A 13,645-nucleotide genomic window follows, 5' to 3' on the forward strand; every position below is an offset into this window, starting at 1 on the left:
ATACCGCCTATGACAGCGACGCCCTGCGCGCCACAATCGCGGCAAGGAACGCGCAGGCGGTCATCCCGTCCAATCCATCCCGCGCCAGGAAGCATAGCCTCGACAGGCACCTCTACGCTCAGCGCCACCTGATCGAATGCTGCTTCTCCAAGCTCAAGCAGTTCAGGCGTGTCGCGACCCGCTTCGAGAAGACCGCGCGAAACTACCTCGCCATCGTCACAATCGCTGCCATCGTCCTGTGGATCAGGTAACTGTCCACACCACCTAGTGCAGACGGTGCTTAAACCCGTGATGAAAGAGGCCAAGGTCCGCGAAAGCCGGAGGGAGGAGATTGAAGCCGATCCCGACCTCGCGCGCGTGCTGTCGTGGCTGCTGCGAAAGCATTTCGAGGGCCAGTTGCGGAGCCTTCACGGCCGCGGCCTGATGCTCGAGGCGGAAAGGCGCACGAACAGGCGCGCGTATTTCTTCGGCGAGCGCAGCGGCTCTCGGCTGCTGGTCTACGATACGCCAGCCAAGCGAAGCGTCGAACGCGAGGTCGTGAAGCAGCGCGGGGAGCGTCCGCGTGTGTGGTTTGAGAACGAGGGCATTGCATATGAGATCGCCCGCCTCGGATCGCTGTGGGGCGTGCGAGTGAAGCCGTTCTATATGTTCACTGGGCCGGATGCCCGAACACCACTGCCCGGCTATGCCAGGACGGCAAAAGCCACGCGGCGGATGAAGTACGACCGCAATCAAAGCGTCGAAAGTGACCTGACTTTCTGGGCCCGGTTCGTTTCTCAGGGCGCGCCAGTGCTCAATCTAGGCCGGGGGCCCATTGAGGATCTCCTGCTCGAGGGCGCGTTTGTTTCGCTCGATGTTCCAGAGGAAGGACTGATCGATGGCGACGGCGATAAAGATCAAATGCCTGCCCGAGCCTGAACTGCAGTTCAGTAACGGGAGGCGAGATCTCGATCCTCGCCGGGCGCTTGCGGCAAACGGTCCTGCGGATCACCGTGGATTGCGAACGATCCGCGTGGGCTTGATCGGCCTGGCAGAGGAGACAAACGCGGCAAGCGCTTGGATCACGAGCATGGCGGCGTTCAGGCCGGCCCGCGAGCGAAATGCGCGGCGCTATCGTGACTGGCCGGGTAGTGAGAAGGCTCTCGGCGCTAGGTTTGAGATTGACCCTCAGTTCGTGCGGACAATCGACAAGGCTCAGCATGATCGGTTGTTCCGTGACCATATGAGAGCAGCCGAATTCGATGCGCTGGTGGAACTCTATGAGGGACCCATGAGCAGCATGTTCGGCGATATCCGCCCCGACTGCATCGTCGTGTGCATTCCAGATGCACTGGGTGATCTGCGCGTTCAAAACCCGGAGCTGTCCGCAAAGGAACGCAGGGCTCTGGAGATCCTCAAATCCGAAGAGGAAAGCCTGCAAGGCGATCTGTTTGCACCGACGGAAGAGGAACTCGCAGAAGCCGAAGCGTTGCGCACGACAGCCGAAGACCTTCTCTTTCGGTCGTTCTACCGCGCACTCAAGGCGAAGGTGCACAAGTACGAAAACGCTGTGCCGGTCCAGGTATTGCGCCGAGGCACGATCGACCGCCCTGAAGACGCCGGGCACAGTCAAGCCACACGAGCTTGGAACTTTGCGACGGCGCTATACTACAAGGCCGGCGGCCTGCCCTGGCGCCCGGCGGATCTGCCCGATGGGGTCTGCTTCATCGGGGTGTCGTTCCATCATCTCAAGAAGCGCGGCGGTCATCTCGTCTACGCCAGTGTGGCGCAGGCATTCTCATCGGATCACGAACCATTCTGCCTGAAGGGCGCGCATGTCGACCACGACCAGCGCAGAGATCGCCAGCCCTATCTCAACAAGGATCAGGCATTCGGGATGATGCGAGACATCTTGCACGGCTACGAACTGCGGACGGGCGTGAAGCCAAAACGTGTCGTGGTACATAAGACGTCGATGTATCAGCCGGAGGAAGAAGAGGGTTTCCGCGATGGAGCCAAGGGCATCGTTCCCAATTGCGATCTCGTTTGGCTGCGGCAGACATCGTTCCGCATGGTCCGAAAGGGCACCGAGGAGCCTTGGCGTGGCACATTGTGCCAGATCGAAGGCGACTCCTATCTGTTCACGAGCGGATACGTGCCCTGGTGGGACGAATTCCCGGGAGCTCACATTCCCGCGCCACTTCAAATCGGGTCGGCAGGACCGACGGACATCGAGGCGCGATCACGGGAAATACTGACGTTGTCCAAGATGAATTGGAATTCGAGCGACGGTATCACGCGCCTCCCGGTCACCCTGCTATTTGCGAAGAAGGTCGGTGAGATAATGACGGAGCTTTCCGACAACGTGACGCCGAATCCGTCGTTCCGATTTCATACGTAGAATGACGCCAATTTTGGGCGGCCGAAGGGAGTCCATCTATGCAGCCAGTAGCGTGCCCGTCGTCATCGTCACGTCTTTCCCATCGCGACAGTATTACATTGTGCGCACACCCGCCGCAAACTAGGTGGCGAGCCGCCTAGTCTAGGCTCCTTCCTTGATCTTTGAGATGAGCGCCGTGATCTGGCCGGTCTGAATCCCACCAAACTCTTCCGTCGTGACAAGGATGCCGTTGGGGCCGCCGCCCTCCTGGTCCGGCAAGATGCCGTTGTCCCGATACCATCGGAGTTTCAGCGCCCACTTCCGATCATATTCGGCGTCCCCTTTCATGCCGAGATGTTCCCAGTACCAGATGTTGCCGGTTTCAGCGTCCTCGATGGTGAAATCTGGATATCGTCGGCTGCCGTCCGAGACGATCAGCGGTCGCTCATAGGCGTAATCAAGACCGGCGCTTTGCAGCTCGTTGGCGATGATCACTTCCGATTTGGAGATCATCAGTTCGCCTCGGCGCGAGCGATGAATGTGTTTTCCATCGAAGATCTGCGTGCCAACCACGATCGGTCGGGGTGGTGCAAACAGATTGGTGAGGCGACGGGCCGCGTCCGACAGATGCCGGAAATCAACCAGCCGATGCGGGTCGCCCTGGCACAGGATCACGAGCCGTCGACTTTGACGGGTCAGCGCCGTGTAGAGAAGTTCACGGGACAGGATTCTGCAAGGATTGGGCAAGACCACGAACACCGTGTCGAACTCGCTGCCCTGGGCCTTATGGACGGTCAGCGCGTAAGCCAGTTCGAGCAGGCTGCCATCTTCGCCGAGATCGCTGGGCCAATAGGTGTACTCAAAGCCGGTTTGCGAGGAGAAAGTGACGCGGACGTTGTTGAGGTTCGTCTTTTTGCCCTTCTTTCTAAAGGGTCCGGTCGCGATACCGATCTCGCCATTCGCGACGTAGCAAAGCGAGGTGTTGCCGTCCGAGTCCGCCTCCGGATAGACCCAGGTTCTTCTATGGTTTCCAAGGTTGATCACCTTGTCGCCGTAGATGATCCCGTCATTGCCCATCGGCGGCGAAACTTTGGCGTAGCGACGATCGGCCAGTTCAGCGGCTTTGCGGGTCTCGCCCCGAAAATATTTCTGGACGAGCCGGTTGGTCAGCAGCGTACCGGCGGCGTCGCCGCGCAGCGGCGACAAGATCTGCCATTTGTCCGCAGCCGGGCCGGAGGACCAAAAGTTGAAATAGACATGGGTGCCACTGCGCGTGCCGCCGAGTGCAAGCTCGGAGAAAGACGCCTCGCGATCGGCCGGATCAATGCCGAGTTCCTCCGCCATGATCTGGGGAAGAAGGGATGCGAGATCAGAGGGGGACGACCACAGGCAGAGGCGCAGATGGTCTCCGTTATAGCCGGTGTAGAGGTGCGAAATGATCTCGTCGCTCGCGGGGCCTGAAGCTCGCCCGCTGAACAAATCGGCAAGCTCGAGGTCCTTGCGGTCAGCGCCGCGCTGCCGGCTACCGACAGTCAACTCCGCATAACCAGGCGCGACCCTTGGCGTGCCTGGCGTGACGGTTTCAGGGGCGAGCAACGAGACGATATCGACGAACGGGCGACCCGCGCCGATTGGCGGCAACTGGCTGGGGTCGCCCACCAATATGATGCGGTCGACTGAACTCAACGCGTCAATGAGCGCTGCCAACTGCTCTTCGGTCAACATCGACGCCTCGTCGACGATCACTGTTTTTTGTCCTGAGGAGCGCTCCAGATCGCCAATCACATGGTAGCTTTGCGTCGCCTCGCGATATCGCCGTGGCCGCAAAAATTGTGCAAGAGTCTTTGCCGAAATTCCGGTTTGCGTCTGCAGTCTGACGCGCGCCTTGCCTGTTGGCGCGAGCAGGAGCACGCCCGCATTCTTGATCGGGGCCGCCTGGCAGAGAAACCGTAGCAGGGTGGTTTTGCCGGTGCCGGCGGCACCGATCAGAACCGAAAGCCGAGACGCCGCAAGCTCGCGAAGCGCCGCCGCCTTTTCGTTGCGGCCCTGGTCCTCGAGCGACCCTTTTGGCGCGGATCCTGGGAGATTACTGTCGAGCATGGCGCGCCAATCGACGGGAACGTCGAGGCGTTTGCCTTGCCGTACACGTTTGATGACCGTTCGCTCGATGAGCGTCCGTGCCGCCGCGAGGCGGTCAAGCTGGAATGCGGGGGCGCCATCATCGAGCGTGCAATGCTCGATCTGCGGCTTAAGGGCCTCGCCATGAATCTCGAAGTGATCGGTGGTTGCTGGAAGTGGAGGCTCGATGGCGAGACCCTTGACCGCAGCGAGGACCATGTCGCGACCCAGGAGCGTATGCCCGTCGTTGGCGGCCTCTTCGAGCGCCGAAAGGGTCGCTGCGCGCAGACGCCGGCCGTCGACCGGTCCCGTCATGGCCGACGGCACCGGCACCGGATGGGCGTCGAGCACGGCGGCTTGAGGGAAGACGGCCTGGTCGACTGTGCGGAAGGCAATCGGATCGACCTGTCCTCGATCGCATTCGAACAGCAAATAGGGATTAATGACGATCGCGTCGTCTGCGATCGGTTTGCCGAGATAGCTCAATTCCGCGGCGCTGCGCGCGGCTGGATCCCACCAGCGCGCTGCCTGCTCCGATGACAGACTGACCCTGGCCAGCAGCTTGGCCAGCGTCTGCCGTTTGGCGCCTGCATTTGAATGCAGGTAGGTCCAGATATCCTTGAGCGCAGCAAGCTGGGGTACGAGATCACGCGGCGCCGTGGCCGGAGCCGCAACAAGCTTGCCGAGCGCAGTCCAAGTGTCGCCATTTTTGCCGGCGAGTGACCAGGCGTGCTGAGCGAGCTGATGGCCGTGCGGGACGCCGAGCGCTGTGAGAAGCGATCCTAGTCCAGGATACGGCCCGCGAAGCTCCCAAAGTTCGCCAAGTCGTTCATCTATCCATTTGAGCTGCGACCCCCAAGCGCCGCCGAAGCGACGGCCGAAAGTCGCGAGCGCCTCCTTCATTGCCAGCAGGGCAGAGATCGCGGTGCCCTGCGAGACAAGCTCACTCGCGTAGGAGAATTCCGACCGATATTCAGGCGGCACGAAGGCGATGCAGTCGCTGATGTCGAGGGCCGGATCGGCCTCGGCCTGCTTGAGCAACTCGTGCAAGGGAAGGAGAACACCACCCGACCCGTCGGGGCGCAGGCTATGACAGACGCTTCGCTCCCACAGATAGGAGCGGATCGGGCTGGTGGCGCCGCTCTCGTAATCCCATTCGCGCAAGTCGCCGATCGACGTCACCTTGGCGGCCCCAACGATGATCCATTGATCATCGTCGAGCAGCGGCGTTCGCTTGGCGTAGAAGAAGACGAGACTCTCCTTCGGTTCGATGGCCGAGAAGAAGGCGTCTAGCAGGCCCTGCTGGTTGCGATGGCCTTGGATCCAGGGCCGATCGTGAAGCCAGTCGGGAGCGTCGGGTTCATATTCGGGATGTGAGTCGATGCCCCAGCGCTCGGCAAGAGCGTTGGCGTCGATCGAGCCCTTCTTCCATTTTTCACCCCATGCGCGGTCCTTCAGAAGCCAGCCGAAGGGGGTGGCGGCCGCTGAAAAGGCGGGATGAAGAAAGAGGGTGTCGCGGATATGCCGATGGTCATTGCTGGTTCGCGCATAGGCATGGCGGGCAAGACGATGCTGTGGTCTGGCCGACAGGAAGCTAACGCGCTCCGAAAAACATGGCGGCGCTTCGTCGTGCGGCACCGAATCGAGGAACTGCCCCGTGTGCCGCTCTTCTGTCTCGTCCCTCTTTGCGGCGCCGATGCGATTAAGCGCCAGGCAGCTCGAATTCTGCCTGGGCGCGCGACAGACGGTGCCGTCCCAACCGGCATCATGCCAAGGAACGCGCACCGACAAATGGCTGCGAGGCACGCGCGGCATGATTTTCGGCGTCGCCATGGTTTCCCCGATTTTCCCCTCCGTCTCTCGCTTTAGCGGGAGGCGTTTGGCAGCCTACTGCCTGCGCGTGTGATAGGCCATGGGATTGGGATAGGGATTCAATGTGCCGTCAATGTTCAAGCAATTTGCTCGAGATGCCTTAAGGATGAGGCTGCTAGATTCGTAGATGATCCCGCCGAGGCGCCAGCTAAAGATGCCGTTATGCTCGATAAAGGTCAGTATCGGCGCCCCGCTGCACCCGCCAAGCGCCCACTCGCTCGGAGTGGTCGGCCGGAGCCCCACGTCAAAGTCCTGCTCATGGTCAAACACCAGCGTGATGTCGGTGTCGCTGACGCCGCTTGCCACAGCCAGGGCGGTGTAGCCGAGCCAGTCTATCTCAACCAAGGAGTTTCCCCGATAGGGACGCATTTCCCTGCCGTCACCCGGAAATCCAACGAAGAAGATGCCCCGATCGACTTGGGGGGGGCCGGGCGGCCATGATTTCTGGCTTCCGGTGAGGATAGCTTTGCCATTGGCGTAGTTGGCAAGCTTGCCGATCTCATCTGCCTCGATCCGAAAGGTTGCTACGTCATAGGCGGAATCGGACGCGATACAGCGGCCGGCGAGGTCGAAGCGCAATTCGCCGAGGATACAGACGGCATCGGGGTAGGATTGCCGGTCGACGAGAAAGCCTTGATAGACGTGGTTCGCCGTGACCAGAAACGGTCCAGTACCGCAATCCAGGATGAAGGCGGACCCGCTGTCGATGATCCAAGGTTTGCGATCCCGGGCAGTGATCCAGCAGATCGGCATCACGTATTTTGCGGCGGTCTCCATCAACGCCTTGGCCAAACCGCCACGCATGAGCCGGATTGCCTCGTCCTTCGAGGGTTGGCTGATCGCTGTCATCGATGTCGCCAGGTTGGTGAGACGTCAGCCCAGATCATAATGGCGCCTGGTTAGCGCGAAACTCGCCTAGGCACTTCTCAACCTCCCGATCGCACTTGCCCTCGGGGTCGTCGAGCCACTCCTGCCACTCGGCGCTTTGCATCAGGTCAAGAACCGAGGGCTCACGCCGGTCCGGATCGTCAAGTCCTTTCGCATACTGCTTGCGCACAAAGGGTGCCGAAAGGGTGGGAGGGATCGGCACGCGGGCGTGCGGATTATGATGGAGGTCGATCACCAGGTCCGACCCGAACGGTTGGCGCAAGACCGCAACCGCGCTGATGGAGGTATTGTTGCGGCTCGTCAGCGTCGCCCTCTTGCCGTGCCACATTCCCAAGTACCGTGGCTCATGTGCCGGGTCGCTGGAAACCTCGAAGTGCAAGGTCTCCCGGCCGAACATCGCTTGGGTGACGTGGACCCGCTCCAGATGGAATCCAGCGGTAGTATCGAAGAAGCACACCACTGTGGGAAATCCGCGATACGAGAATTTCCGCAACTGTGCGGCCGAATCCTTGATGGATTGGCGGAGCCGCACGCCGGGGTCAATCCAGCGCAAGGACGGCTTGCCGGACAGCAACTCATGCATCATATCCACCTCAGCGGGTGTCTCGGCGAGTTCCTTGATCTCGACGAAACACAGGTGCGGTATCACCCTCATGACGTAGTCGGGCCGCTTATGGCCCTGCGCGTTCGCCTCGCGGACACGCCGATACTCGATGCCTTGGATCTGGCACCAATGCTCGAAAGCGAGTTCGGACGCGGTGAGAGGGGTGCTCATGGCTGGTAGGCGGCCTCGGCCTTCATAATGGATTCTGCAATGAGGTGGCGACTGGGCTGCCGCCCGGCAAGATCGTATGTAGCGTGGCCGCGAGGCGGGAGCACAACGTGTCCGCACTCGCATCGTGGTGGACACCATGTGGACACCACGGCGGAAAAGCGAAAGGCCGCCTCGCGGCGGCCTTCTCATAACGCTCTGATTTCCCTAGGGAAATTTGGAGCGGGCGAAGGGATTCGAACCCTCGACCCCAACCTTGGCAAGGTTGTGCTCTACCCCTGAGCTACGCCCGCATCCAGCTGCCGGCGGGGCCAAAGCCCCTGCGGCGGTGCGTCTCTATGCCAAAAGCCGATCTGGATTGCAACAGCGCTTCTCGCTTGTTTTCGCCGGCAGGCGAAAAACCCTTTGCCGCAAAAGGATCGCCCTGTGGACAGAGGCGCGCCGCGCGCCGGCCAGCGGCCGGGCTCACGCCTTGTGGATCGGGTCGATCCATTTCACCGTGGTCGGCGCCTCCACCGGCGCGATGTCGAGATTGACCACCACCGGGTCCTGGCCGGAACGCACCAGCACACATTCCAGCACCTCGTCCGGCGAGGCGTTGATCTCCTGGTGCGGCACATAAGGCGGCACATAGATGAAGTCGCCCGGCCCGGCCTCGGCGGTGAATTCCAGATGGTCGCCCCAGCGCATGCGGGCGCGGCCCTTCACCACGAAGATCACGCTCTCCAGGTCGCCATGGTGGTGCGCGCCGGTCTTGGCGTCGGGGTGGATATGCACCGTGCCGGCCCACAGCTTCTCCGCCCCCGCCCGCGCCCGGTTGATGGCGGTGGCCCGGTTCATCCCCGGCGTCTGGGCGGTGTTGGGGTCGAGTTGATCGCCCGGCACCACCTTCACCCCATGCTCGCGCCAGTCCACCGCGCCCGATGCCGGGTGAACATGGTCGTGATGGTCGTGATGGTCACCCATATTATACCTCCCGCTTACGGCCCATGCCGCGCCTTGCTTGCCGCCCGCTCCGGGTCCGGCTAGAACGGCGCCAAACTCACGCAGCCCTTCTCCGGAGCCGGTGGCGCATGGCCTCCTATCAATACGCTTATCACATGCACGGCCTGACCAAGGCCTATCCCGGCGGCAAGAAGGTGCTGGAGAACGTGCACCTGTCGTTCTTCCCCGACGCCAAGATCGGCGTGCTGGGCAACAACGGCTCGGGCAAGTCCACCCTGCTGCGCATCATGGCCGGCATGGACAAGGAATTCTCCGGCGAGGCGCGCCCGGCGGAAGGCATCCGCGTCGGCTATCTCGCCCAGGAGCCGCAGCTCGACCCCACCAAGTCCATCCGCGAGAACGTGCTCGACGGCGTGGCCAAGCAGGTGGCGATCCTCGCCCGCTACAACGACCTCGCCATGAACTATTCCGAGGAGACGGCGGACGAGATGACCCGCCTCCAGGACGAGATCGAGGCGCAGGGCCTGTGGGACCTGGACAGCAAGGTGGACCAGGCGATGGACGCCCTGCGCTGCCCGGCGGACGACGCGGACGTCACCAAGCTCTCGGGCGGCGAGCGCCGCCGCGTGGCGCTGTGCCGCCTGCTGCTGGAGCAGCCGGAACTGCTGCTGCTGGACGAGCCCACCAACCATCTGGACGCCGAGACCACGGCGTGGCTGGAAGGCCATCTGCGGACCTATCCGGGCGCGATCCTGATCGTCACCCATGACCGCTACTTCCTCGACAATGTCACCGGCTGGATCCTGGAGCTGGATCGCGGCCGCGGCATTCCCTACGAGGGCAATTATTCCTCCTGGCTGGTGCAGAAGCAGAAGCGCCTGCACCAGGAAGGCCGCGAGGACGAGGCGCGCGAGCGCGCGCTGGCCCGCGAGCAGGAATGGATCGGCGCCTCGCCCAAGGCCCGCCAGGCCAAGAACAAGGCGCGTATCCAGCGCTATGAGGACCTGCTGGAGCGCGCCTCCCAGCGCACCCCCAGCGCCACCCAGATCGTCATCCCCGTGGCCGAGCGCCTCGGCCAGAACGTCATCGGCTTCGACGGCATCAGCAAGTCGTTCGGCGAGCGCATGCTGATCGACGACCTGTCGTTCAAGCTGCCGCCGGGCGGCATCGTCGGCGTCATCGGGCCGAACGGCGCGGGCAAGACCACGCTGTTCAAGATGATCGCCGGCCAGGAGAAGCCGGACAACGGCACCATCACGATCGGCGATTCGGTGAAGCTCGGCTACGTGGACCAGAGCCGCGACGCCCTCGACCCGAAGAAGACCGTGTGGGAGGAAATCTCCGGCGGCCTCGACGTGATCTACGTGGGCAAGAAGGAAATCCCCTCGCGCGCCTATTGCGCGGCCTTCAACTTCAAGGGCGGCGACCAGCAGAAGAAGGTCGGCATGCTCTCGGGCGGTGAGCGCAATCGCGTGCATCTGGCCAAGGTTCTGCAGGAGGGCGGCAACGTGCTGCTCCTCGACGAGCCCACCAACGACCTCGACGTGGACACCCTGCGGGCGCTGGAAGAGGCGCTGGAGGATTATGCCGGCTGCGCCGTCATCATCTCGCATGACCGCTTCTTCCTGGACCGCATCGCCACCCACATGCTGGCCTTCGAGGGCGACAGCCACGTGGAATGGTTCGAGGGCAACTTCCAGGATTACGAGGAAGACAAGAAGCGCCGGCTTGGTATCGATTCAACGATCCCGAAGCGGATCCAGTACAAAAAGTTCTCGCGTTGATTGCACGCCCGCCGGATAGTCTCCGGCGGGCGTTTTCATTTCGGGAGGGGACATGATCGCGGATTGGAACGCGCGGCTTTATCTCACCTTCGAGGACGAGCGCACCCGGCCCGCCCGGGACCTCGTGGCGCAGATTCCGCTGGAAGCGGCGCGCCGGGTGGTCGATCTGGGATGCGGTCCCGGCAATTCCACCGAGATCCTCGCCAACCGCTATCCCGAGGCGGAGGTCATCGGCGTCGATACCTCGCTGGACATGCTGAACACGGCCCGCCGGCGCATGCCGCACACCACCTTCATTGAGGCGGACGTGGCGACCTTCCGGCTGGCCCAGCCGGCCGACGTGATCCTCGCCAACGCCGTGCTGCAATGGGTGCCGGGCCACGCCACCCTGTTTCCCCACCTGCTCTCCCAGCTCTCCGAGGGCGGCGTGCTCGCCGCGCAGATGCCGGACAATCTCAACGAACCCACCCATGTGGGCATGCGCCGGGTGGCCGCCGAGGGGCCATGGGCGGACAAGCTGGCGCAGGCGAGCGCGGCGCGCACGGTGCTGCCCCCCACGGAAAGCTATTACGACCTGCTGAGCCCGCTGGCGGCGAAGGTCGATATCTGGCGCACCACCTACCACCACCCGCTCAACGATCCGGCGGCTGTGGTGGAATGGATGAAGGGCACGGGGCTGCGCCCGTTCCTGGAGCCCCTGGACCCAGACGAGCAGGCCGCCTTCCTCGAAGCCTACAAGGCCCGCCTGACGCAGGACTATCCGCGCCGCGCGGACGGCAAGGTGTTGCTGGCCTTCCCCCGCCTGTTCATCATCGCCCGGCGTTGATCGCCCGCCCCCCTTCCTGACCGATCGACCGCCGTGCCCTCCGGGCGCGATCGTGCCGTCGCGTTCGGCCGCGCGGAAACGTCAGGGGCGCTGACAGGCGCCGTTTCGGATACAGGCGGCCCGACCTCCAGTTGGCCACGCAACGCCCGTTTCGCGCATAAAGTGTAATAACTTGAGACGTCGCGCAGTCCCCACGCAAGCTGCGACGCCTACGGTCTGCTGCATGATACCACTCCATTCCGGGGGGTAATTCGTCACGTCCGCGACCTTCCAGCCTGCGCGGGCGAGCCTGTAGCGGGAAGTTCCATGTCGCTGAAACACTGGCCCATCATGGGCAAGATCGCCCTCGTCATCCTGATCCTGGGCGGCTGCGCCGGCCTCGCGACATTCATCAGCGCCCAGATGCTGCGGGGGCAGGCGACCGAATATCAGGGCCTGCTGAAGGGCGAGGCCCGCGCCAACGTCGCCCTGGCCCGCGTCAGCCGGCAGATCGCCTATATGGAGCGCAGCATCTTCCAGGCGATCACCGCCACCACGGCGGAGGGCAACAAGACCGCCGAGACCAATTTCAAGAACGGCCAGGAGGTCCTGCGCCAGCGCTTCGAGGCGGCCAAGGCCGCGCTGCCGGAGCGCGCCGGGGAGTTCGACCGGCTGCACGCCAAGATCCTGGCCGGCTTCGCCGACAAGTGCGGCCAGGCGATGCGCCTCGCCCTCGACAGCACCGACATGTCGGCCATCGAGCAGGCGACGGCCCTTATGAACACCGTCTGCGCGCCCGCCATCCAGCAGGTGGCCCTGGAGGTCGTCAAGGTCGTCGACGACACCACCGCGAGTGTGGACGCCAATATCGTCGCCCTGGAGGCCGCCTCCGGCCGCGAAATCCTCGTTCTCTCCGGCGGCACCGCCGCCGCCATCCTCGTCTCCCTCGTCCTGGCCTTCCTCATCTCGCGCTACGGCATCGTCCAGCCGCTGGCCCTGGTCATCGGTGTCATGGGCCGCTTGGAGAAGGGCGAGCTGAAGGTCGAGGTTCCCGGCACCGACCGCCGCGACGAGATCGGCCGGCTGGCCGGGGGCGTCGAGATCTTCCGCCAGGGCCTCGTGGAGGCCGAGCATATGCGCGAGGCCGCCAGGCTGGAGGAGCAGCGCGCCGCCGAGCGCCTGCGCGCGGAACGCCACGCCATCGCCGACACGTTCGAGGCGTCCATGGGCGCGCTCGCCACCGCCTTCACCAAGTCGTCCTCGGAAGTCTCCGAGGCGGCGCGCAACCTCTCCTCCACCGCCGAGGAAACCTCCCGCCAGGCGCAGGCCGTGGGCCATGCGGCGGAAGAGGCGTCCACGAACGTGGAGACGGTCGCCGCCTCCACCGAGGAGATGAGCGCCTCGATCCGCGAGATCGGCATCCAGGTGTCCAACGCCGCGCGCATCGCCGCGGCGGCGGCCGAGGAGACCGGCCGCACGCAGTCCGAGATCAACGAGCTGTCCCAGTCGGCGGCCAAGATCGGCGAGGTGGTGGACCTCATCACCAACATCGCCGGCCAGACCAACCTGCTGGCGCTCAACGCCACCATCGAGGCGGCGCGCGCCGGCGAGATGGGCAAGGGCTTCGCCGTGGTCGCCCAGGAGGTCAAGCAGCTCGCCGCCCAGACCGCCAAGGCCACCGAGGAGATCGCCTCCAAGGTGAGCGAGATCCAGCAGGCCACCAACCGCTCGGTCGATTCCATCGACCGCATCGTCTCCACCATCTCGGACATCCGCACCTCGTCCTCGGCCATCGCCTCGGCGGTCGAGGAGCAGGGCGCGGCCACGCGCGAGATCGCGGTGAACACCCAGCAGGCGGCGCAGGGCACCGGGACGGTGAACCACAACATCAGCGGCGTCGGCCGCGCCGCCGAGATGACCGGCGCCGCCTCCACCCAGCTCATGTCGCTGTCCTCCGCTTTGGCGGGGCAGGCCGGGCAGTTGCAGGTGGAAGTGGAACGCGTGGTCCGCAACCTTCGCGCCGGCTGACTGCGCCCGCTGTAAAGGACAGGATGCCCCGCCAAGGCGGGGCATCCTTTTTTTTGCCCGGCTCTCCGGCCGGG

The 13,645-nt window shown here is 63.6% G+C and carries 10 protein-coding genes and 1 tRNA gene; 6 read left to right on the plus strand and 5 right to left on the minus strand.

The genetic code is table 11. The features are described from left to right. The 3 genes from YU1_RS0120205 to YU1_RS0120215 all read left to right on the plus strand — a co-directional run. Positions 1 to 251 (plus strand): IS5/IS1182 family transposase (locus YU1_RS0120205; RefSeq protein ID WP_029005630.1); only part of this gene is annotated, 251 nt, incomplete at its 5' end. Between the two features lie 40 nt (positions 252 to 291). Continuing rightward, positions 292 to 918: a hypothetical protein gene (locus tag YU1_RS0120210; RefSeq protein WP_156922301.1), complete on the plus strand. Its 627-nt coding sequence runs from the start codon at positions 292 to 294 to the stop codon at positions 916 to 918. Beyond that, the gene (locus YU1_RS0120215) at positions 878 to 2,380 is read left to right on the plus strand and encodes an argonaute/piwi family protein (protein WP_156922303.1); all 1,503 of its coding nucleotides are present in this window, start codon (positions 878 to 880) and stop codon (positions 2,378 to 2,380) included. The genes YU1_RS0120210 and YU1_RS0120215 overlap by 41 nt, the downstream gene beginning before the upstream one ends. 141 nt (positions 2,381 to 2,521) lie before the next feature. Here YU1_RS0120215 and YU1_RS30390 read toward each other — a convergent pair whose 3' ends face one another. The 5 genes from YU1_RS30390 to YU1_RS0120240 all read right to left on the minus strand — a co-directional run bounded on the left by YU1_RS30390 (position 2,522) and on the right by YU1_RS0120240 (position 8,975). Beyond that, a complete protein-coding gene (locus tag YU1_RS30390; RefSeq protein ID WP_035716089.1) occupies positions 2,522 to 6,310 on the minus strand; it encodes an AAA family ATPase in 3,789 nt (1,262 codons plus the stop codon). Between the two features lie 54 nt (positions 6,311 to 6,364). Further along, complete coding sequence (locus YU1_RS0120225) at positions 6,365 to 7,198, minus strand: hypothetical protein (RefSeq protein ID WP_029005633.1); 834 nt, start codon at positions 7,196 to 7,198, stop codon at positions 6,365 to 6,367. Between the two features lie 34 nt (positions 7,199 to 7,232). After that, positions 7,233 to 8,012 (minus strand): hypothetical protein, encoded by a 780-nt coding sequence (locus YU1_RS0120230; protein ID WP_029005634.1) that lies wholly within the window; start codon positions 8,010 to 8,012, stop codon positions 7,233 to 7,235. A gap of 215 nt (positions 8,013 to 8,227) precedes the next feature. Further along, positions 8,228 to 8,302, minus strand: a tRNA-Gly gene (locus tag YU1_RS0120235). A gap of 172 nt (positions 8,303 to 8,474) precedes the next feature. After that, positions 8,475 to 8,975: a cupin domain-containing protein gene (locus YU1_RS0120240; RefSeq protein ID WP_029005635.1), complete on the minus strand. Its 501-nt coding sequence runs from the start codon at positions 8,973 to 8,975 to the stop codon at positions 8,475 to 8,477. 107 nt (positions 8,976 to 9,082) lie between these two features. On the opposite strand from YU1_RS0120240, the gene ettA reads away from it, so the two are divergent. The 3 genes from ettA to YU1_RS0120255 all read left to right on the plus strand — a co-directional run bounded on the left by ettA (position 9,083) and on the right by YU1_RS0120255 (position 13,571). Continuing rightward, positions 9,083 to 10,738 carry an energy-dependent translational throttle protein EttA gene (gene ettA, locus YU1_RS0120245; RefSeq protein ID WP_029005636.1) on the plus strand — a complete coding sequence of 552 codons (1,656 nt, stop codon included), beginning with the start codon at positions 9,083 to 9,085 and terminating at the stop codon, positions 10,736 to 10,738. 55 nt (positions 10,739 to 10,793) lie between these two features. After that, complete coding sequence (tam, locus tag YU1_RS0120250; protein WP_029005637.1) at positions 10,794 to 11,564, plus strand: trans-aconitate 2-methyltransferase; 771 nt, start codon at positions 10,794 to 10,796, stop codon at positions 11,562 to 11,564. A 306-nt stretch (positions 11,565 to 11,870) separates the two neighbouring features. Next, positions 11,871 to 13,571 (plus strand): methyl-accepting chemotaxis protein, encoded by a 1,701-nt coding sequence (locus YU1_RS0120255; protein WP_029005638.1) that lies wholly within the window; start codon positions 11,871 to 11,873, stop codon positions 13,569 to 13,571. The last annotated feature ends 74 nt before the right edge of the window (positions 13,572 to 13,645 follow it).

The sequence above is a fragment of the Azorhizobium doebereinerae UFLA1-100 genome (assembly GCF_000473085.1).
Classification (GTDB): domain Bacteria; phylum Pseudomonadota; class Alphaproteobacteria; order Rhizobiales; family Xanthobacteraceae; genus Azorhizobium; species Azorhizobium doebereinerae.